17 protein-coding genes are annotated in these 19,886 nt (G+C 68.6%); 8 read left to right on the top strand and 9 right to left on the bottom strand.

The genetic code is table 11. From position 1 onward, the window contains the following. Positions 1 to 140 precede the first annotated feature (140 nt). The gene (locus ISO16_RS11800; RefSeq protein ID WP_072636100.1) at positions 141 to 1,106 is read right to left on the bottom strand and encodes an intradiol ring-cleavage dioxygenase; all 966 of its coding nucleotides are present in this window, start codon (positions 1,104 to 1,106) and stop codon (positions 141 to 143) included. A gap of 210 nt (positions 1,107 to 1,316) precedes the next feature. On the opposite strand from ISO16_RS11800, the gene ISO16_RS11795 reads away from it, so the two are divergent. Continuing rightward, entirely contained in the window at positions 1,317 to 1,514 is a 198-nt protein-coding gene (locus ISO16_RS11795) for a DUF4177 domain-containing protein (RefSeq protein WP_006935226.1), read from the top strand. 222 nt (positions 1,515 to 1,736) lie between these two features. Here the strand turns inward: ISO16_RS11795 and ISO16_RS11790 are convergent, their stop codons facing one another. Beyond that, positions 1,737 to 3,014, bottom strand: coding sequence for an MFS transporter (locus ISO16_RS11790; protein WP_230304530.1), 1,278 nt, complete (start codon positions 3,012 to 3,014; stop codon positions 1,737 to 1,739). Positions 3,015 to 3,348: 334 nt separating this feature from the next. Next, a complete protein-coding gene (locus ISO16_RS11785) occupies positions 3,349 to 4,149 on the bottom strand; it encodes a GntR family transcriptional regulator (protein ID WP_230304529.1) in 801 nt (266 codons plus the stop codon). A 157-nt stretch (positions 4,150 to 4,306) separates the two neighbouring features. Between ISO16_RS11785 and ISO16_RS11780 the strand changes: the two genes are divergently transcribed. The 5 genes from ISO16_RS11780 to ISO16_RS11760 all read left to right on the top strand — a co-directional run bounded on the left by ISO16_RS11780 (position 4,307) and on the right by ISO16_RS11760 (position 9,427). Further along, the gene (locus ISO16_RS11780) at positions 4,307 to 5,644 is read left to right on the top strand and encodes an enolase C-terminal domain-like protein (protein WP_072636098.1); all 1,338 of its coding nucleotides are present in this window, start codon (positions 4,307 to 4,309) and stop codon (positions 5,642 to 5,644) included. Continuing rightward, entirely contained in the window at positions 5,641 to 7,110 is a 1,470-nt protein-coding gene (locus ISO16_RS11775; RefSeq protein WP_072636097.1) for an aldehyde dehydrogenase (NADP(+)), read from the top strand. The genes ISO16_RS11780 and ISO16_RS11775 overlap by 4 nt, the downstream gene beginning before the upstream one ends. After that, the gene (locus ISO16_RS11770; RefSeq protein ID WP_043798719.1) at positions 7,107 to 8,297 is read left to right on the top strand and encodes a fumarylacetoacetate hydrolase family protein; all 1,191 of its coding nucleotides are present in this window, start codon (positions 7,107 to 7,109) and stop codon (positions 8,295 to 8,297) included. The genes ISO16_RS11775 and ISO16_RS11770 overlap by 4 nt, the downstream gene beginning before the upstream one ends. Before the next feature lie 111 nt (positions 8,298 to 8,408). Next, a complete protein-coding gene (locus ISO16_RS11765; RefSeq protein ID WP_072636096.1) occupies positions 8,409 to 8,924 on the top strand; it encodes a hypothetical protein in 516 nt (171 codons plus the stop codon). A gap of 23 nt (positions 8,925 to 8,947) precedes the next feature. Continuing rightward, positions 8,948 to 9,427: an acyl-CoA thioesterase gene (locus tag ISO16_RS11760; protein WP_051359212.1), complete on the top strand. Its 480-nt coding sequence runs from the start codon at positions 8,948 to 8,950 to the stop codon at positions 9,425 to 9,427. An 82-nt stretch (positions 9,428 to 9,509) separates the two neighbouring features. Here ISO16_RS11760 and ISO16_RS11755 read toward each other — a convergent pair whose 3' ends face one another. The 5 genes from ISO16_RS11755 to ISO16_RS11735 all read right to left on the bottom strand — a co-directional run bounded on the left by ISO16_RS11755 (position 9,510) and on the right by ISO16_RS11735 (position 17,027). Further along, entirely contained in the window at positions 9,510 to 10,706 is a 1,197-nt protein-coding gene (locus ISO16_RS11755; RefSeq protein ID WP_072636199.1) for a serine hydrolase domain-containing protein, read from the bottom strand. 32 nt (positions 10,707 to 10,738) lie between these two features. Further along, entirely contained in the window at positions 10,739 to 12,103 is a 1,365-nt protein-coding gene (locus ISO16_RS11750; RefSeq protein WP_029545849.1) for an MFS transporter, read from the bottom strand. A gap of 213 nt (positions 12,104 to 12,316) precedes the next feature. Next, positions 12,317 to 14,251 (bottom strand): alkyl/aryl-sulfatase, encoded by a 1,935-nt coding sequence (locus ISO16_RS11745; RefSeq protein WP_072636095.1) that lies wholly within the window; start codon positions 14,249 to 14,251, stop codon positions 12,317 to 12,319. After that, the gene (locus ISO16_RS11740) at positions 14,248 to 15,459 is read right to left on the bottom strand and encodes an acyl-CoA dehydrogenase family protein (RefSeq protein WP_072636094.1); all 1,212 of its coding nucleotides are present in this window, start codon (positions 15,457 to 15,459) and stop codon (positions 14,248 to 14,250) included. The genes ISO16_RS11745 and ISO16_RS11740 overlap by 4 nt, the downstream gene beginning before the upstream one ends. Before the next feature lie 11 nt (positions 15,460 to 15,470). Then, a complete protein-coding gene (locus ISO16_RS11735) occupies positions 15,471 to 17,027 on the bottom strand; it encodes an acyl-CoA synthetase (protein ID WP_072636093.1) in 1,557 nt (518 codons plus the stop codon). Positions 17,028 to 17,139: 112 nt separating this feature from the next. Between ISO16_RS11735 and ISO16_RS11730 the strand changes: the two genes are divergently transcribed. Next, entirely contained in the window at positions 17,140 to 17,754 is a 615-nt protein-coding gene (locus ISO16_RS11730; protein ID WP_029545845.1) for a TetR/AcrR family transcriptional regulator, read from the top strand. A gap of 10 nt (positions 17,755 to 17,764) precedes the next feature. Here ISO16_RS11730 and ISO16_RS11725 read toward each other — a convergent pair whose 3' ends face one another. Continuing rightward, the gene (locus tag ISO16_RS11725; RefSeq protein ID WP_006935252.1) at positions 17,765 to 18,370 is read right to left on the bottom strand and encodes a TetR/AcrR family transcriptional regulator; all 606 of its coding nucleotides are present in this window, start codon (positions 18,368 to 18,370) and stop codon (positions 17,765 to 17,767) included. A 190-nt stretch (positions 18,371 to 18,560) separates the two neighbouring features. Here ISO16_RS11725 and ISO16_RS11720 point away from each other — a divergent pair, with 190 nt between their 5' ends. Continuing rightward, entirely contained in the window at positions 18,561 to 19,883 is a 1,323-nt protein-coding gene (locus ISO16_RS11720) for a flavin-containing monooxygenase (protein ID WP_072636198.1), read from the top strand. The last annotated feature ends 3 nt before the right edge of the window (positions 19,884 to 19,886 follow it).

Raw genomic sequence — 19,886 nt, 5'->3', positions numbered from 1 at the left:
CCGGTTCGGCTTCAACGAGTTTGCCAACAAGAAGCTCGTGAGAAACCCCGGGGGAAGAAGTAACCGAGCGCGTCGACGGCAAGACTGCCGTGCGTCCGAGGGTGCAGTGCGGTCGCTGACGAAGGTGGAGTGAGCGACCGTCACTGCCCGGGCGGCGGACCTGCCGGGCGGCCACCGGCGGGGCCGCCTCCCATCCCGCCCTGCGGCGGCGCATCGGACTGGACGTTCGCCGACTTCTCGGCGACACCGACCGTGATGTCGACGGCGTAGCCGGTGTCGATGCTGCCGGTGACGGTCGCGAGTTCGGCGTCCCAGCCGTCGCCGAAGACGTTGTCGGAGTCGAGGCTGATCTGCGCCAGGTTGCGGGTGCTCTGCGCGTATCCGTCGGCGCCGGCGTACGCCGTCTCGCACACGTCCTGGGGGAGGGCGATCTGCGAGGTCAGCCGCGCGTTGTCGCCGGCGACGGCGACCTCGAGGGAGTCGTACACCTCGAAGTGGATGTGCGGCCAGCGCCCCGAGTAGCAGGCCGGGAAGATCGAGGTGAACGAGACGGTGCCGTCGGCGTCGGCGACCTGCACGCCGCGCAGGTAGTTCTGGTCCGTCAGTCCGTCGCTGTAGAGGGAGTACTGTCCGTCGCGGTCGCAGTGCCACAGATAGACGGCCATGCCCTGGCCGGGGCCGCAGCCGGCGGCGAGATCCTGCAGGTGCAGGGTGATGGTGGTCGGCACGCCCTCGGCGGTGCCGGTGTAGTCACCGAAGCTGGTGGTGATGTCCTTGCGGACGATTCCCGACTCGATCAGGACGTTGGGCCCGTTCGATCCGTCGCCGGGGTACGGGCCGGCCGTCTCCTGTGGTGCGGCGGCGACGCACTCGCCCGCGGCGGTCGCGGAGGTCGTCGAAGCGGCGGTGGTGGTGGCCGACGCGGATGCCGAGGTGGACGTCGACCCGCCCGTCGAGCACGCAGCGAGGGCCGCGGTGCCGGCCGCGCCGAAGACGGCCAGCATCCGCCGGCGCGACAGCATCGTCCTCATGTCGTGGGCCAGGCCCAGGTCGTGCTCGTGGAGTTCGGGGTCGGTGGGAACGCGACGCGCCCGGCGTGAACTCATTGCGGTGTCCTCTCGGCTCGGTTCGGTGGGGTTCACGCTACGAAGGGAAGCTTGGGAAACACCGGACGGATGCTGGGAACTTGCTGGCAGCCGGCCTCGGGTGGATCCGTCCTTCGGTCGTCGAGCCCGGCTCGCGCCGCGCGGGCGCGGGTAGGATACGAAAGGTCGGCGCTCCCGCTGATTCCCGATCGCCACGACATGAGGAATGCGATGTACTCGTACAAGGTTGTCGAGGTCCGCGAGAAGATGCTCGGCGGGAAGATGTCCGGTGACAAGCTCGAGGATCTGCTCAACGAGCACGCCCGGCAGGGGTGGCGCCTGAAGGCCATCACCTCCGCCGAGATCAAGGGCCGCGTCGGCCCGGGCGGGGTCGAGGGGCTGCTCGTCACCTTCGAACGCGAGGGCTGACGGGCGCGGTTGGCCCGACTCGTCCGTCGCCGCGACTCGAACAACGCGGCATCGGGGACACTGTCGTGGCCGCGCCTCCCCGCGTCCCCTGTGCCGACGACGTCCCGGCTCTCGGCTTCCTGCAGGTTTCGCCACGCGAAAGCGAGATCCCACGACCGACGGTCGTGGGATCTCGCTTTCATAGGAGCCGACGTGTGAGAGCTGCCCGGTGCAGATCTCCGATCAGTGCTGAAGCGCCAGGGGCTCCTTGACCTTCAGTGGTTCCACCTTCCCCATGACGAACAAGTAGTTTGCTGCCCCCAGCAGTGCCACTGCGCCGATCACCGCGAGCGGGGCGACGTAGGACCCGGTGCTGTCGACGAGGACGCCGATGACGAGCGGCGTGAAGATACCCGCGAGATTCGACGCGAAGTTCTGGATTCCGCCGATCGACCCGACATGCTTCGAACTGGGTGCGACGTCCGCCGGAAGCGACCAGATTCCGGTAGCGGCGACGGTCAGGCTGGAGTACGCAAGAGACAAGAGCGCCAACGCCATCCACGCCTCGGGGACGACTGCGGCGAACATGATGACCGATCCGCCGACCAGGCCTCCGGCGATCTGGGTCTTGCGAACCCGGGTGACCGAGTGTCCCCGACGTACCGCGCGGTCGGCGGCGAATCCACCGAGCCATCCGCACGCCACCGCGCACACACCCGGCAGCGCGCCGAACATTCCGAGCTTCAGGAGATCGAATCCCCTCTCGCTGACGAGGTAGCTGGGGAAGAAGGTGATGAAGAAGTAGATCGCGCTGTTCAGGCAGAAGAAGCCGAACATCATGCTCAGGATGGTGCGGTACCGGAACAGCGACCGCCAGGGTAGCTTCGCGGCGTCCGCGTCGTCACTGCCGGCACCGCGTGCGCCGCCGCTCTCGATATGCGCGAGTTCGGCGGTACCGACCCGCGGGTGATCCTGAGGGGCCCGATAGATCTTCCACCAGGCGAAGGCCCATACGACACCCAGAGCGCCGATGATGATGAAGACGCCGTGCCAGGTGGTGAAGGAGATGATGAGCGTGACGATCGGAAGGGCGATCACCGCGCCGACGCGCGAGCCGGAGTCCCAGATGCTCGTAGCGAAGGCGCGCTCGCTCTTCGGGAACCAGGTGGCGACCACCTTGGCGGACGTACTCGGTGCCGGGCTCTCACCCACTCCGAGCAGGAAACGGACCGCGAAGAGCGAACCGAATCCCCGCGCGAAGGACGTGGCCATGGTGCAGACCGACCACCAGAGGGCGGCGATGGTGAACGATCGCCGGGGGCCGACCTTGTCGACATACCAGCCGGCGGCGAGCTGGCACACATCGTAGGCCCAGAAGAAAGCTGCGAAGATCATGCCCTGCTGGGTGGCGGTGAGATGGAAATCCTCGCCCATGAACGGCAGCGCGACGCTCAGGCTCGACCGGTCGAGGTAGTTGATACTGAGGCCGACGAATGCGAGCCAGATGATGGCCCATCGCATTCGAGTCATGGTCCGAGGTGCTTTCACTTCGGAGTCACTTCCTACTGCAGTACTCATGGGGGTTCTCCCTGACATGACCATTGTTTCCTCGAATCCTCGAACATGAGGCAGGTGGGGTGAGGTCGATCGCGGCACGAGATCGTATAGGAACACTGGCGATCGTATAGGTCACATGGAATCAGGTGACTGCCGTCACTGTCAAGCGGGCCGGGGAGGGGCAACCCGGCACCTCGGAGCTTCCCGTTCCGGTCGCGAAAGGGCGCCGGCGGAATCGACGCGTCGAGGAAACGCCTGGATCGTCGGCGTCCGACCTCGTCTCCCCTGGGACGTCGCGCTAACCGACGATGTGCGCCTTCTGCGTGCGTGCGGTCTCGGAGGCATCCAGGGGTGGCATGTTGCCGTCGAAGGCCTGCGCGAATCGCGTGAAGGAGTTGCGAATGTGGTCGGCCATGGCCTGCTCGGCGGTCTGCGGCTCGCAGGCACGGATGGCATCCCAGATCTGCCGGTGTTCGGTGACGGTGACCGACCCGTCGACGTCCGCGGGATAGAGCCGGAAGATGTGCAGGTGGCAGTGGGTCTGGACGAATGCGTGCTGGACCACTGGGTTGCCGGCCGCACCGAGGATGGTGTCGTGGAAGCGGGTGTCGTGGGCGACGAGGTCCTGGCGCAGGTCGCCGCCCTCTTCGACGCGGCGCTCGAAGGATTCGAGCTCCCGGTCCAGGGCCCTGCTCGGGTTCGTGAGCCGATCCACCGCCGCGGATCGTGCTGCCCAGGGCTCGACGAGCAGTCGGAACTCGAAGAGGGATCGGAGTTCGGGAAGGTCGAGCAGGGGGGTGGTGCTGTACCCGCGGCCGGGGCTGTAGACGACCAGGTTGTCCCCCTCGAGCCGCTGCAACGCTTCTCGGACCGGCGTCTGTGAGACGCCCAGGTCGCGCGCGATGGCATCGATGTTCATTCGGGTGCCCGGCGGAATCTCGCTGGCCACGATGGAGTCCCGCAGCTTCGAATAGACCTCGCCGGCAGCTACTTTCGGCTGAACTCTCGGGGCGTCGGACGTATCGCGCCGGGCCATGACCATCTCTCTCCACTTCTCGGCCCGCTGTGGCGGTGCGGCAGGTGGCGGGCGCTCGGACATGCCGACTGTATACGCCCCGGTCCTCTTCGCCGTCGACCAGCCTCGGGGCCCCTCTCGGGCCCCGGCGGGGTGACCGATCCATCTCCGGCGGCTTGACGCGGGCCACACTGCCTATATGATTACGGCGATTCCTATACGATTCACGGAAGTGAGTGCCATGTCTCACCTCGTCTCCATCACGACCGACGATGTCCGGTTCCCGACGTCGCTGGAACTGGACGGTTCGGATGCGGTCAACGTCGACCCGGACTATTCGGCCGCCTATGTCACGATCCGCACGGATGCCGGCGACGAAGGGCACGGCTTCGTCTTCACCTGTGGTCGGGGCAACGATGTCGTCACCCATGCCATCGACACCTACGCCCAGCTGCTGATCGGCCGGAACACCGAGGAACTGATCTTCGATCTCGGCGCCGCATCCAAACGTCTCGTCCACGACTCGCAACTGCGGTGGCTGGGCCCGGAGAAGGGCGTCAGCCAGATGGCCTGCGGCGCTCTGATCAACGCGCTGTGGGATATTCGGGCCCGTCGCGAAGGCAAGCCGCTCTGGTTGCTGCTGAGCACAATGTCCCCGGAGGAGATCGTCGACGTCGTCGACTTCACGCACATCCGCGACTCCCTCGATCCGGCTCGGGCCCTCGACCTCCTCCAGCGCGGCAGCATCGGCAAGGCGGACCGCATCGCCGCACTCCAGGCCGGCGGCTACCCCGCTTACACGACGTCACCGGGGTGGCTGGGATACAGCGACGAGAAGCTCGTGCGTCTCAGCAAGGAGGCAGCCGCCGACGGCTTCTCCATGATCAAGCTCAAGGTCGGCGGGAGCGTCGAGGACGACCTTCGTCGCCTGGCCCTCGCCCGCGAGGCCGTCGGTGACCTGCCGATCGCGATCGACGCCAACCAACGGTGGGAGGTCTCCGAGGCCATCGATCGGGTGAACGAGCTCGCGCAGTTCGACCCGTACTGGATCGAGGAGCCGACCAGCACCGACGACATCCTCGGCCACGCCGACATCCGTAAGGGTGTCGCCCCGACGCGGGTCGCGACCGGCGAGGCTGTCGCGAACCGTATCGTCTTCAAGCAACTGCTGCAGGCCCAGGCCATCGACGTGCTCCAACTGGACTCCACCCGCGTTGCCGGAGTGAACGAGAACATCGCCGTCATGCTGCTGGCCGCCCGCTTCGGGGTGCCGGTGTGCCCGCACGCCGGCGGAGTCGGGCTCTGCGAACTCGTTCAGCACTTCTCGTTCTTCGACTACGCAGCCCTCAGTGGCTCCCAGGAGGGACGCATGATCGAGTACGTCGACCACCTGCACGAGCACTTCGCGGAACCCGTCCGGATCGTCGGGGGACGTTACGCCGCGCCGGCCCTGCCGGGTATCGGCGCGGAGATGCTGGCCGCGTCGCGCGAACGCTGGGTCTTTCCCACCGGCCCCGGCTGGCGAGAGGTGAACGGACGCGCGGCGACCACGAAGACCGGAGTGGAGGTGGCACCGTGAACACGACCGTCGAGGAACTGAACCGGAAGGTCGAAGCGGCCCACGCGGCATTTCAGAAGGCCCGGACGGTCCCCCCGGACACCCGCGCCGGCTGGCTCGAGGCCGTCGCCGAGGGGCTGGAGGGCGACGCTCCGGCCCTGGTCGACATCGCTGCGCGGGAAACCGGTCTGGGGCTCGACCGGCTTCAGGGCGAACTACGGCGCAGTACTTTCCAGCTCCGGTTGTTCGCCGACGAGGTCCGCCGCGGCGAGCATCTCGACGCCGTCATCGACCATGCCGACGACTCGTGGGGGATGGGGCCGCGGCCGGACATCCGCCGTGTCAACGTGCCGCTGGGCGTCGTCGGTGTCTTCGGTGCGTCGAACTTCCCCTTCGCGTTCAGCGTGATGGGCGGCGACAGCGCCTCGGCGCTGGCCGCCGGATGCGCTGTCGTCCACAAGGCCCACGACGGGCACCTCGAGCTCGCCGCACGCACCGCGGACGTCGTGGTCGCCGCACTCGAAGCCGCCGGAGCCCCTGCCGGTCTCTTCGGGCTCGTGACCGGCAGACCCGCAGCAGAGGCGCTGGTGGATCACCCGCTGGTCAAGGCTGTCGGCTTCACGGGTTCGACCGGTGGCGGCCGCGCCCTGTTCAACCGCGCGGCGGCACGCCCCGAGCCCATTCCCTTCTACGGCGAACTCGGTGGAATCAACGCGGTGTTCGTCACCGAGAACGCGTGGAACAGCCGCCGCGAAGACATTCTCACCGGCTACGCGCAGTCCTTCACTCTCGGCATGGGGCAGTTCTGCACCAAGCCGGGACTGCTGTTCGTGCCGGCGGGTGACACCGGATCCGTTGCGGCTGTGCTGGCGCACGCCCTCGACCGCTTCGAGCCGACCGTGCTCCTCAACGATCGCCTCCACGACGGATACCGCGAGGCGGTGACGCGGGTCCGGGCCGCCGCCGGCGTCGAGGTACTCGTCGAAGGCGACTTCGCGGCGATGCCGTCGCCGATGGTGCTGCGCACCACGGCCGCGAACGTACGCGCACATCCGGAACTCCTGCGACAGGAGATGTTCGGGCCGGCGAGCCTGATCGTCGAGTACGCCGGTGAATCGGAACTGGTCGGTCTGGCACGGCTCCTGGAAGGCCAGCTCACGACGACTGTGCAGGCCGAAGCCGCCGACGACGTCACCGAACTGGCCGCCGTGCTCGTCGACATCAGCGGTCGGGTACTCTGGAACGGCTGGCCCACAGGCGTGACCGTCAGCTACGCCCAGCACCACGGCGGACCGTACCCCGCGACGACATCGACGACCACCTCCGTGGGCACCGCCGCCATCTCCCGGTTCCTCCGACCGGTCGCGTACCAGTCCTTTCCCACATCGCGTCTGCCCGAGGCGTTGCAGGACGAGAACCCGTGGGGGATCGCACAGCGGATCGACGGCGAGTGGCACCGTCCGGCAAGGCCGGGAGCGCAGCGATGACACACGCTCACGTCCTGCCCGAGGACGCCGACCGGGCGCGATTGATCGGGCGCGTGTGGGACGTCGAGACGGGCGGCCCCCGCGTCGTCGCCGTGCGGGACGGGGGTGTCTTCGATCTCCATGCAGTCGCCGGAACCGTGTCCGAACTGCTCGAGTCGTCCACCGTCCTCGCCGACGTCGACAGCGTGACGGCGCAGTCGCCACCCCGCTGGCAGGTCTCCGATCTCATTGATGCCTCCCTCGTGCAGGATCCGGCCCGTCCGCACCTCCTGGCCCCGATCGACCTGCAGGTCGTGAAGGCCTGTGGGGTGACCTTCGTCGAGAGCATGATCGAGCGCATCATCGAAGAACGCACGGCCGGGAACCCGGATCGCGCCGCCGAGGTGCGGGCCTCGATCGGACGAACCCTCGGCGGCGGCATCGCCGCCTTGCGGCCGGGCTCACCCGAGGCCGCCGCGACCAAGCGGATCCTGCTCGACGAGGGTTTGTGGTCCCAGTATCTGGAGGTGGGGATCGGTCCCGATCCCGAGGTCTTCACGAAGGCTCCGGTGCTGTCCTCGGTCGGGGTCGGAGCGAAGATCGGCATCCCGTCGTTCTCGTCGTGGAACAATCCCGAGCCCGAACTGGTGCTGATCGTGAACTCGGTCGGCACCGTGGCCGGCGCCACGCTCGGCAACGATGTGAACCTGCGCGACGTCGAGGGCCGCAGCGCCCTGCTGCTCGGAAAGGCGAAGGACAACAACGCCTCGAGTGCGCTCGGTCCCTTCATCCGGTTGTTCGACGGGGACTTCGGTCTTGAGACGGTCCGCAACGAGGAGATCCGGCTTCGCGTGGACGGTCCCGACGGATTCAGGATGGAGGGCGTCAACAACCTCGCCCGCATCAGCCGGCCGTTCGAGGAACTGGTCGCCGCAACAATGGGCGATCACCACCAGTACCCCGACGGCTTTGCCCTCTTCACCGGAACGCTCTTCGCCCCTGTCGCCGATCGCGAGGAGCCCGGGCAGGGCTTCACCCACAAGATCGGCGATGTCGTCACCATCCGTAGCGCACATCTCGGTGCGCTGATCAACGAGGTGGGGGCCACAGAATCCCTGCCCGCATGGTCCTTCGGGCTGCGCCAGCTGTTCGACTACCTGCACACCCACCCGGCCACACCTGCGCCGGTCGCTGCCACCACCGCATAGACCGCGCGCCGGCCACGGGACCGGACCCGCCGAGCGGCGTAGTGGACCCTCCTCCTACGCCGCTCGGTGTCTCGTCGCATCCCCCACTCGACGCCCGATCAGGAGCTGGTCATGACCGAATCCACCCGGCACGGCATCGCGCCGCACCACATCGTCGACCATCTCGCCGCGGCCGGTGTCGGTTGCGGAGATGCCGTTCTCGTCTGTATCGGGGACCGCCGGACCCGCGAGGCGGTCATCGACAACGCCAACTCGGCCGGGCACGCAGTCCTCGTCCCGCTCGTCGCACCCGACCGGCCCGGGATCGGAGACCTCGCAGTCGCAGTGGGCGCAGCCGCCGTCATCACCGACAGATCCGTGCCGCTCCCCCTCCACCCGCGCGCCCTGCTCGCGTCGACCCCGCCCCCATCCGGAGCCGCCTCGCCCCCATCCGAGGACATCCTCGGGTGGGGGGTGAGCATGCATCGGCGTTGGATTCTGCATCCGGTCCCGCAGTGCCGGGCTTTCGTCTGGTGCCGCATCCCGGCCGGCTGGCATGTCGACCCGAGTACCGTCGGCCGTCCCCCGCGATGGGCGCAACGGCCCTCGGCCTCCGGCTCGCCCGGCCACCCTGGAGGATCGCTGTGACTTCCGGCAACGCATCACTGCGCATGACGGTGCTCATGACGCCCGACATGGCCAACTTCTCCGGCAACGTCCACGGCGGCAGCCTCCTCGAACTACTCGACCAGGTCGCCTACGCCTGTGCCAGCCGCTACGCCGGTACCTACGTCGTCACCCTCTCCGTCGACCGGGTTCTCTTCCGCGACGCAATTCACGTCGGAGAACTGGTCACCTTCTCGGCGTCGGTCAACTACACCGGACGGACCTCGATGGAAATCGGGATCCGGGTCGACACCGAGAACATCCGAAGCGGAACACGTCGCCACACCAACAGCTCGTACTTCACCATGGTCGCCGTGGACGACACCGGTGAACCCGTTGCCGTGCCCCCCTTCACACCGAATACGGACGTCACGCGAGATCGTTACGAGGCGGCTCGGCTCCGCCGACAGGCCCAGTACGCCGCGTTCGCCTCCCCGCACTCCGTCCCCCTCGACGAGCTGTCCGAGACGACACGCAACGGTTGAACTCCGAGGCGCACTATCCCCCTGTGAGGACAGCGGCGAACGCACGGCACGAATCGATCCGAGGTGGGCCGTGGGGGAACAGTCACGGCGGGGGCACGGGTTCGAACGCTCCGAGGTGCGCTCCGATCTGATAGCACGCCAGGACGAAGGCGGGTGCGGGAACGGACGGGGATTCGACGCGCGACCCGTAGAGGGCGACCACCAGCTCGAGTCCCGGTGAGACGAACAGCATCTGGCCGTGGATTCCGGTGGCCGTGTAGGAGCCGAACGGGTCGTCGAGCACCCACCAGTAGTCGCGGTACGACAGCGTCGACCGTGAGTCCGGTGACGCATTCGGTGGCCGCACACGCGCGCCGGGACCGGTGGGTACGCGGGCCCCGAGGCCTGTGACCACCGCGGCCGGCAGCGCCTGCCGGCCACCCAGCGCACCGCCGCAACGCAACACCTCGCCGAGCCGGGCGACGTCGCGCAACGTGGCGCAGAACCCGCCGCTCGCCATCTCGGTGCCGTCGGAATCGAGGACGAAGTAGCCGTCCTCCTCGGCGCCGATGCGGGACCACACCAGCTCGCCGACGAGGTCGGCGAGCGTGGTTCCGGTGGCCCGGCGGAGCACCTCCGCGACCATTTCGACATTCCCGTTCTCGTAACGGAATTCCGCGCCGGCCGGACCGGTCGCCCGGGCCGTCGCCAGGTGCTCGCGGATCGAGCCCGGCCCCGTGTATCCGAAGGGGCGCGCGGCCGGGCTCACCGCGGCGAGCAGGCGCTGCGCCTCGGCGCGACGGTGGTAGATCCGGCCGCTGTACGACACCCGGGTGCTCATGTGCAGCAGGTCGTCGACGCGTGCGTCACCGAACGCGGTGCCTGCCGCTTCGGCTACGTAGCGCGAGGCCGGGTGCCGCCGATCGACGACGCCGTCGTGCACGAGAATCGCGGCTGCCAGGCCGACGACGGACTTCGTCATCGAGGTGGTCAGGTGCGGATCGTGTGCCGCGAAGCCCGGCCGGTGGTACTCGTGGACGACGTGGCCCCGATGCACCACCGCGATGCCGTCGGTGTCGGACGTCTCCAGCATCCGCTTGAAGGTCTCCGGTCGTCCTCGGAGCCGTTCGATGGGAAGCCCTGACAGGTCGGTCGGTGCGGCGGGCAACTCCCACACGCCGCCGCGGCCGCGCCACACGCGCCGGGTGGGCATCGTCTCGCGGCGAGACGTCAGGTACCGGCGCACGTCGGCGGGATCGGTCAGGCCACGAGCCCACGTGAGATCCGGACCGGTGCGCATCGACGGGGCCGTTTCCATTCCGCGGTGCGCGGTCACACCGCACCGGCCGTGGCGTCGTCCGCGGTGCCGGTCGTCCCGACCCGGGTCAGACGACGCGCATCGTGGGCGGGACGGATGGCTGCGATGGCATACACGCCGCACGCGATCATGACGACGGCGGCGAGGGTGAACGCGGTGCCGTATCCGGCCACGACCGTGGCGCCGCCGTCGACTATCCGGCCGGTCAGGTACGGGGCGACGAGCCCGGGCAGGGTGCCGGTGGCGGCGAGGATGCCGAAGACGGCGCCGCGCTTGGCCGGCGGCACGACCGCAGCCGCCGTCATGTAGTGGAGCGGGAACGCGACGGCCGAGCCGCTGAACGCGATCACGATGAGCACGAGGCGGATTGCGGACGCGTCCGCGAGCGGGACGAGCACCATCGCGAGGCCCGCGATCGTCACGGCGACGCCCTGCAAGGCCCCGTGCGCCCAGCGCACCGACAGTCCCCTGCGCAGAAGCAGGTCGGACAGCGGGGAGATGGTGAGCAGCAGGACGAGGCTCGTGCCGGAGATCGCGCTGATCACGCCGGCGACGTCCGCAGGACCGAATTGCATTGTGGTGTGCAGGTACTCGGGAAGCCATGCCGAGTTGACCGCCATCGCCCAGTGGCCGCCGAATGCGCTCGCCGCGCTGCCGAGGAACGTGCCGCTCACCAGGATCTTCCAGATCTTCGGATTGCCGGCCGCGCCCGACGGGCCGGCCGCGGCGCCGTGCCCGTGCCGGGTGTCGCGGTCGAACGGTCCGTCCTTGCCGATCGCGAGCCAGGCGATGCCCCACAGTCCGCTCACGACGGCCAGTGCGATGAACGCGGCCCGCCATCCGTGATCGCTGATGAGCCACGTCAGGACGGGGGCGGCGATGAGAACTCCCAGGGCGGCACCGCTGATCTGCAGGGCCGACGGCAACCCGCGCTTGTGCGCCGGGAACCACTTGTACAGGGCGTGCATCGACATCGGCGTGGCCGGGCCCTCGGCGGCGCCGAGGAGCACGCGTCCCGCCACCAGGGCCGGGACCGTGGCGACCAGCAGCACCGGAATCTGCGCGACCGTCCACATCATGGCCATCGAGAACAGCAGGAGCCGGCTGGAGACCCGGGCGGAGACGAAGCCGACCACGATGCCCGCGATGCTGTAGAGCAGGTAGAACGAGCTGGCGATCAGTCCGAACATGCTGCGGTCGATCCGGAACTCGTTCATGATCGGTACCGCCGCGAGACCGAGCACGGCCTTGTCGCCGAAGTTGATGATCATGAAGAAGACGATCATCACGAGGACGGCGAGGGCACGTCGACGGCTGTACCCGGGTGGGTTCACCTCCGGCGCCGTGGTCGCCGGGCTGGGGGTTCGAATTGTCGCCATGCATCCTCCTCGGCTCGTCCCGATCCTCGATCGGTGGCCACGTCGTCTGGGAATCCGATCGGCACCGGGCCCGCGTTCGTCGTCGGTGGCCCGACGGAAGGGCGGCGCATTCCGGTCGATCGTCACGAGAAGTCGAAGTCGTACACCGTCCCGTGTTGCACTCAGCCTACTGTGACGGACGCCATAACGCAAGGGCTGTGTCAGTGAAATATGTTAGAGGACAACATAATTCGACTGCGCTGTAGCTCGCGGGGTGACGATCGGAAATGCCGGGTCGAACCTGCCGCGCAGGTCGAACGGCACCCGCCACGCGGCAGCGTCACCCGAGATCGTGACGTGCCCGGCGGCCTCGGCGTCGGCCGCGGTGAGTGCCCCGAGCACCAGTCGCGCCAGCACCGGCCGCGACAGTGCGACGGTGGCATCCACGTCGCCGCGCTGCGGACGACGGCTGTGGACGAGCACACCGTGGCAGACCAGGACGAAGATCCGCCCGTCGCCGTCCACATCGAGCGCCACATGGGCGTCGCATTCGGCGGCCGCGGCTCCGTCGAGCCGGACCGCCAGGTGATCGAGCAGCATCTCGGTGGTCATCGCCGTGAGCATGTCGCCCCGCGCCCCACCGCCCCCGGCGTAGGCGACGCCCGAGCGCAGTTCCTGGGCACCCGTCAGGTAGAAGTTCCGCCACGAGGCCGCCTCCGCCTGATATCCGAGCTGCTCGAAGGCGTCGGCCTGCAGGGCCCGCGCGTCCTCGTTCCCCGGGTCGGTGAAGACGACCCGGCCGACCACCTCGGCGACCCACCGGTAGTCGCCGGCGTCGAACGACGCCCGTGCCTTGCGGAGGACCTCGTCCGCACCGCCCATGAACTCCACGTACCGCGCCGCCGCCGCGGCGGGCGGGTGGGGGTGCAGGTTCGCCGGGTTGGCGTCGAACCAGCCCAGATACTTCTGGTAGACCGCCTTGACGTTGTGTTCGAGGGTTCCGTAGTAGCCGCGGTTGGACCAGTAGGTCGCCAGGGCGGGCGGAAGCTCGAGTCTCTCCGCGATCTCGGCCGCGTTCAGCCCGCGCGCCGCCCACCGCAGCGTCTCGTCGTGGATGAAGCGGTACAGGTCGCGCTGCTTCTCCATGAATTCGCGGATCGCCTCGCGCCCCCATACCGGCCAGTGATGGCTGATGAACAGCACATCGGCCCGGTCGCCGAAGAGATCGAGGGCGTCCCGGATGTAGTTGCTCCACGCTGCGGCGTCGCGCACCTGAGCGCCGCGCAGGGTGTAGAGGTTGTGCATGTTGTGCGAGACGTTCTCTGCCATGCACAACGCCCGCAGGTCGGGAAGGAAGAAGTTCATCTCCGCCGGAGCCTCGCTGTCCGGGGTGTACTGGAAGACGATCCGCACCCCGTCGAGCACCATCTCGGTACCGGTCTCGGCGACCAGGTCGGTGGGAGCGAGCAGCGTCGGTGCACCGTTGGCGAGTGCGGCTCCGAGCCCGACCGAGACGACACCCCGGTCGTCTGCCGGCAGGAGCGAGCCGTACATGTACTGTGCGCGCCGCTTCATCGCGTTGCCGGCGTGGACGTTCTCGCTGACGGTGTGTTCCATGAAGCCCGACGGCGCGACGATCCGCACCGCACCGCGCGCCACCTCGTCGCCGGACACGACGCCCTTGACCCCACCGAAATGGTCGGTGTGGCTGTGGGTGTAGACGATCGCGCGGATCGGGTTGTCCCCGAGGTGTTCTCGTACGAGTCGCATGCCGGCGGCGGCGGTCTCCGGGGTGAGCAGCGGATCGATCACCAGGTATCCGGTGTCTCCCTCGACGATCGTCATGTTCGCGATGTCGAAACCCCGGATCTGGTAGATGCGATCGGTGACCCGGAACAGGCCGTGCCGCACGGTGAGTTGCGCCTGCCGCCACAGGCTGGGGTTGACGGTGTCGGGGCAGTCGCCGCCGAGGAAGTCGTACCGGGTCAGATCCCACACCACCCGGCCGTTCTCGGCGCGGATCACTGGCGGGTCGATCGTGGCGACGAATCCGCGGCGGGCGTCGTCGAAGGAACGCCGGTCGGCGAAGTCCAGTGTGCTCAGCACGGCCCGGTTGGCCGCCGCGGTGGCGGGGGTGGCCGCCTTCGGCCTCGACAGTGGGCTGGTCATGCCGCTTCCTTTCCGCGCGCCGGCTGAGCGAGCAACTGCTTGGCGATCCCGTTCTTCTGGATCTCGGACGACCCGGTGAGGACGCGGAACATGCGCAGCCGCCGGAACAGCCATTCGACCTCGGCGCCGCGGACCATGCCCGCCTTGCCGTGGATCTGCACGGCCTCGTCGGCGATGCGGAAGGCGTGCTCGGCGACGAACAGCTTGCACATGAACGCCTCGACGCGCGGCGGTGTGCCGGCGTCGAGCGCGGCGAGGGCGTCGTAGGTCATGCTCCGGGCCGCGTAGTAGTCGGTGGCCATGTCGGCGATCTTGTGCTGGATCGACTGCAACGCCGCCAGGGGTGCGCCCTGCACGTGCCGCGTCTTCGCGAAGTCGACGGTCAGGTGCAGCGCGCGTCGCGCGCTGCCCAGCACCGTCGGGCAGTGCAGCAGCCGGTTGACGGTCACGCGCCCCAGCCCGATTCGCAGACCGTCGCCGACGGAGCCGAGCAGTTGCTCGGGCCCGACGTAGCAGTCGTCGAGGATGATGTCGCTCTCCACGTGCTGGCCCGACATCGGCAGGTCACCGTCGACGACGGTGCAGCCGGGGGAGTCGAGATCGACGAGGAAGGCCGAATAGACCTCCGGGTCGGTGTCACAGGCGGGGGCCATTCGCGCGACGAGCACGGAGAAGTCGGCGAACGGGCCGGCGGAGGAGAACACCTTGCGGCCGGTCAGCCGCCAGCCGTCCCCGTCGGGGGTGGCGATGGTTCGCATCCGTCGTACGTCGGATCCCGCGTCCTCCTCGGTGAGCGAGAAGCAGCACGCCCGCTCGCCGCGCAGCACCGGCATCAGGTACTTCTCGAGCTGGTGGTCCGTGGCCACGCCGAAGATCGACCCGACGCGGAGCGGCCCGCCCATGTCACCGAGGACCGAGTGGGCGAGGATCCGGCCGCTGGCCCCCACCTCCTCCTTGAGGACGGCGAGTTCGGTGTAGGACAGGCCCTGACCGCCGAGGGCCGGCGGCAGATGGATTCCGTAGAACCCGAGTTCACGGCTGCGCCGCCACACCGGTTCGAGTTGCTCTCGGGTATAGCGGGTTTCCGGTCCCAGGCCGAGTCGTTGTTCGTACTCGGCGAGTTCGCCGTCGAGGTAGTCCCGCAGGCGCGGAACCAGTGCCGCGAGCCGCGGGTGGTCGTCGTAGGACGGGGTGAGGGTGAACGACATGGGGGTCCTTGTCAGTGAACGCGGCGCTCGGCGCCGGACCAGTAGGAGTCGCGCACGGCGCGGCGGTCGACCTTGCCGTTGCGGTTGATCGGAAGGGACTCGACGAAGTCCACCGAGCGCGGCTTCTTCATCCCGGCGAGCCGCTGGGCGCAGTGGTCGATCAGTGCGGCTTCCGTCGGCCCGGTGCCGGGGCGCGGCACGACGACGGCCTTCACGGCCTCGCCCCACCGCTCGTCGGGGACGCCGACGACGCAGACCTCGGACACGTCGGGGTGCTCGTACAGGGCAGCCTCGACCTCGCTGCAGTAGATGTTGAACCCGCCGGAGATGATCATGTCCTTCTTGCGGTCGACGATGAACAGATACCCGTCCTCCCGCAGGCGCCCGATGTCGCCCGTGTGGACCCACCCGTCGCGGAAGGTCTCCGCCGACAATTCCGGTTCGTGCCAGTACTCGCGCACGCAGTCCGGCCCGCGCACGACGATCTCGCCGAGTTCGCCTGCCGGCACGGGCCGGCCTTCGTCGTCGACCACCCGGACTTCGGTGTCGAACACCGCGCGTCCGCACGACAGCAGGAGCTCGGGGTCGGAGTCGATTCCTCGCTCCACGTCATCCGGAGTGAGAATTGTTACCCCACTGGTGGTTTCAGCCTGTCCGTAACCCTGGGCGACGACCGGTCCGAACAGGTCGACGGCGTCACGCAGGCGTTGCGGGGAGACGGGCGCGCCACCGATCCGCACGCATCTGAGGCTCGAGTAGTCGGTGGTGGTGGCCTCCGGGTGGTCGAGCACCAGGTTGAGCATGGTGGGCACCATGAACGTCGAGGTGATGCGCTCGGACTCGAGGGTGCGCAGGAACAGCCCGGTGTCCCAGTGCGGCAGGATCACGACGGTCGATCCGCGGGAGAGGGAGGCGAGCAGGCCCATGCCCGAGGCGTGGGTGATCGGGCCGGGTGCGAGGTAGCGCTCGCCGACACCGAGCGAGCTGTCCGGAGTCATCAGGCGCTTGCGCATATTGGCCAGGCGGTTGCCGTGAGTCTGCACCGCGGCCTTGAGTTTTCCGGTCGAGCCGGAGGTGAAGTTCAGGACCGCGGGAACCTCGGGGTCGACCTCGATCGCCACCGGGCGATCGTCGCCCTCGGCCAGCAGGTCGCTGTAGCGCACCGCGCCGTCGCAGCTGTCGTCGTAGTCGACGACCGTGCAGTCCGCCCCCGTGTCGGCGACGATCTTCAGCGCGGCCTCGGCGTGCTCGGCGTCGACGAACAGCATGCGCACGGCCGCGTCCCGTAGGACGTGGGCGACCTCGGCGGCGCCGAGTCGCGCGTTGATCGGCACGCGGAGCAGTCCGGCCTTGCACAGGGCCATCTCGGTCTCCACCAGCTGCGGGCGGTTACCGGCGAAGGTGGCGACCGCCTGCGCCGGTTCGAGTCCGCGCCCGAGCAGTGCCGAGGCGAGCCGGTTGGTGGAGTCCTCCAGGCGGCGGTACGTCCAGCGCTCGTCGCCGCACACCACGGCTTCGTGGTCGGGCCAGTACGTACTGCTGCGGCTCAGATAGATGCCGAGGTTCATTTCCGCTCCTTCGCGGACAGAGTGACTGTTATTGGACACGATGTATTGAACTGGTGTCCGTGTCAAGACTTGCGCTAGCATGGGCGTCCTGGTACCGGGAAGGGAGCCGGCAATGGCAACGGAAGACCGCCGGGTGCGTCGCACCAAGCGACTGCTGCGCGATGCGCTCGTGACGCTCGTGCTCGAGCGCGGCTACGGCGCCGTCACCGTCGAGGACATCGCCGAACGGGCCGACCTCAGCCGCGCCACCTTCTACGGGCACTACACCGACAAGGACGACCTGTTCGGGCGGATCGTCGCGGATCTGATCGCGGAGTTGAACGAACGCCTGCGCCCGCTCGTCACGGACTCGTCGGCCGGGTTCACCGGCAAGCCGGTCCTGGAGATGTTCCGCCACGCCGCCGAGGAACGCGACGTGTACCGGGTGATCCTGCGCGGGGAGGGCGACGGCCGTGCGCTGCGGGAGTTCATGGACGACCGCAGCGAGGTCGTCGCCCGGATCTTCCGCAAGCGCGCGGACGCCCACGGGGTGACCCCGCGCATCGACGTCGACGTTCTCGCCCGGGCCTGGGTCGGCGAGCAGATCTCCGTGCTGCGCTGGTGGATCGAGTCGGACCCGCCCGTGCTTCCCCTCGAGGACGTCACGGAAATGCTGCTGGAACTGTCCCTGCGCGGCCGGTACTGGGCGAACGGCTTCGACGGACCGCCGCCCGGGGCCGGATCCTGACGGTCGCCGATCAGCGCGGCGCGGCGGGCGACAGGCCGGCGAGTACGTACCGCCGCACGTAGCGCAGCACGGCGGCGGCGTCGTCGGGGTCGAGGGTGTTGCCCGGCACGGTGGCGAGGCTGATGAGCGAGCGCGCCACCCACTCGGCGGCCTCGACGGGATCGGCGTCGTCACGGACCTCCCCGCGTTCGATCGCCGCGACGACGAACTCGAGCCAGAACGCCGCGAGATCGGGAACCAGTTCGCGCACCCCCGCGCCGGCGCACGCCTCGAACTCCTCCGGCTCGGTGGCGCGCAGCCGGAGCGGCAGCGCGCCCGGGTCGTCGTAGGTGGCCCGGCCGATCCGGACGCCGGCCGCGAGCTGTTCGTCGAAGGAGCCGTACCCGGCGAGCGCCGCTCGGGCGTCGGCCCAGTACGCCTCGTCGAGCCGGACGATCACGCTGCCGACCAGGCTCGCCTTGTCCGGGAAGTGCCGGTACAGCCAGGCCCGGGACACGCCGGCCGCCTCGGCCACCTCGGCCATCGTGGTCGCCCGGATTCCCTTGGCGCGCAGCGAGTCCTCCGTCGCGGCGAGCAGTCGCTCGCGGACGCTTCCGGGTTTCGTCTCGATGGGCACGCGCTGTTCCTCTCGGCCGGCGGACCGCGCGGCCCGCGAGCCGACCCTACGCGCAGTAGACACTTTCCGGAATGTGTGTACACCCGCCATGAACATGTTCTACATTGTGGTCGTCGTCACCGGACGCGCTCGCGCCGGAGATCGGACCGGCCCACCGGATGGCCGGAACCTGCACACGAGGAGCTGCGACATGCCGGCACCGACCACCGCCGTCATCGGCGCGGGAATCAGCGGTCTGACCGCGGGCAAGATGCTCGGGGACTACGGAGTGCCCTACACGTGCTTCGAGTCGTCGGACCGGATCGGCGGCAACTGGGCGTTCGGCAATCCCAACGGGCACAGCAGCGCCTACCGCTCGCTGCACATCGACACGTCCAAGCATCAGCTCTCGTTCAAGGACTTCCCGATGCCGGAGTCCTTCCCCGACTTCCCGCATCACACCCAGATCAAGCAGTACCTCGACGGATACGCCGCGGCGTTCGACCTCGAGTCGCGGATCGAGTTCCGCAACGGTGTCGTGCATGCCCGCCGGAACGCGGACGGCCGGTGGGAACTCGACACCGAGGACGGGCGTACCCGGTACTTCGACTTCCTCGTCGTGGCGAACGGTCACCACTGGGATCCACGGATCCCGGACTTTCCGGGCGAGTTCACGGGCATGTCCCTCCACTCGCACCGGTACGTCGATCCGCGCACGCCGATCGACTTCTCGGACAAGCGCATTCTCGTCGTCGGGATCGGCAACAGTGCCGCCGACATCGCGGTGGAACTGTCGTCGAAGGCGCTCGGCAACGAGGTCACCCTGTCCACCCGCTCGAGCGCCTGGATCGTGCCGAAGTACATCGCGGGCCGTCCGGCCGACAAGTACTACCGGACCAGCCCCCACCTTCCGCTCTCCTGGCAGCGCAAGCTCGCCCAGCTCGGGCAGCCCGTCATCGCCGGGCGTCCCGAGCGGTACGGCCTGCCCACGCCCAACCACAAGTTCTTCGAGGCCCACCCCACCCAATCGGTGGAACTGCCGCTGCGCCTCGGTTCCGGCGACGTCGTCGCCAAGCCGAACATCCGCCTACTCGACGGCGCGACCGTGCACTTCGAGGACGGCACCTCGTCGGACTTCGACGTCGTCGTCTACGCCACCGGCTACAACATCACCTTCCCGTTCTTCGACGAGGATTTCGTCAGCGCGCCCGGTAACCACATCCCGCTCTACAAGCGGATCTTCAAGCCCGGCCTCGACAACCTCGCCTTCGTCGGGTTCGCACAGGCCACGCCTACCCTGTTCCCGTTCGTCGAATGCCAGGCCCGGCTCGTCGCAGCCCACGTGATCGGCCGGTACCGGCTGCCGTCGGTGGACGAGATGGAGCGGGTGATCGAAGCAGATCAGCGCAAGTACACCGGGCACATGCTCGACCGGCCCCGGCACACCCAGCAGGTCGACTACTTCCTCTACGAACACGACCTGCGGGTACACGAACTACCCGCCGGCAGGAAACGGGCGCTTGCGCACCGGTAGTCG

It is taken from the genome of Rhodococcus sp. M8, from assembly GCF_015654185.1.
GTDB lineage: Bacteria > Actinomycetota > Actinomycetes > Mycobacteriales > Mycobacteriaceae > Rhodococcus > Rhodococcus aetherivorans.
Note: the sequence above shows the minus strand (reverse complement) of the source record. Positions and strands in the feature narration are given on the sequence as shown.

What these genes read in the sequence shown, in the direction of transcription:
- ISO16_RS11780 (WP_072636098.1), top strand. Translation starts at nt 4,307, where the DNA reads ATGTCTCACCTCGTCTCCATCACGACCGACGATGTCCGGTTCCCGACG.
- ISO16_RS11765 (WP_072636096.1), top strand. Translation starts at nt 8,409, where the DNA reads ATGACCGAATCCACCCGGCACGGCATCGCGCCGCACCACATCGTCGAC.
- ISO16_RS11795 (WP_006935226.1), top strand. Translation starts at nt 1,317, where the DNA reads ATGTACTCGTACAAGGTTGTCGAGGTCCGCGAGAAGATGCTCGGCGGG.
- ISO16_RS11800 (WP_072636100.1), bottom strand. Translation starts at nt 1,106, where the DNA reads ATGAGTTCACGCCGGGCGCGTCGCGTTCCCACCGACCCCGAACTCCAC.
- ISO16_RS11745 (WP_072636095.1), bottom strand. Translation starts at nt 14,251, where the DNA reads ATGACCAGCCCACTGTCGAGGCCGAAGGCGGCCACCCCCGCCACCGCG.
- ISO16_RS11720 (WP_072636198.1), top strand. Translation starts at nt 18,561, where the DNA reads ATGCCGGCACCGACCACCGCCGTCATCGGCGCGGGAATCAGCGGTCTG.
- ISO16_RS11740 (WP_072636094.1), bottom strand. Translation starts at nt 15,459, where the DNA reads ATGTCGTTCACCCTCACCCCGTCCTACGACGACCACCCGCGGCTCGCG.
- ISO16_RS11785 (WP_230304529.1), bottom strand. Translation starts at nt 4,149, where the DNA reads ATGTCCGAGCGCCCGCCACCTGCCGCACCGCCACAGCGGGCCGAGAAG.
- ISO16_RS11730 (WP_029545845.1), top strand. Translation starts at nt 17,140, where the DNA reads ATGGCAACGGAAGACCGCCGGGTGCGTCGCACCAAGCGACTGCTGCGC.
- ISO16_RS11770 (WP_043798719.1), top strand. Translation starts at nt 7,107, where the DNA reads ATGACACACGCTCACGTCCTGCCCGAGGACGCCGACCGGGCGCGATTG.
- ISO16_RS11790 (WP_230304530.1), bottom strand. Translation starts at nt 3,014, where the DNA reads ATGCGATGGGCCATCATCTGGCTCGCATTCGTCGGCCTCAGTATCAAC.
- ISO16_RS11735 (WP_072636093.1), bottom strand. Translation starts at nt 17,027, where the DNA reads ATGAACCTCGGCATCTATCTGAGCCGCAGCAGTACGTACTGGCCCGAC.
- ISO16_RS11760 (WP_051359212.1), top strand. Translation starts at nt 8,948, where the DNA reads ATGACGGTGCTCATGACGCCCGACATGGCCAACTTCTCCGGCAACGTC.
- ISO16_RS11750 (WP_029545849.1), bottom strand. Translation starts at nt 12,103, where the DNA reads ATGGCGACAATTCGAACCCCCAGCCCGGCGACCACGGCGCCGGAGGTG.
- ISO16_RS11755 (WP_072636199.1), bottom strand. Translation starts at nt 10,706, where the DNA reads ATGCGCACCGGTCCGGATCTCACGTGGGCTCGTGGCCTGACCGATCCC.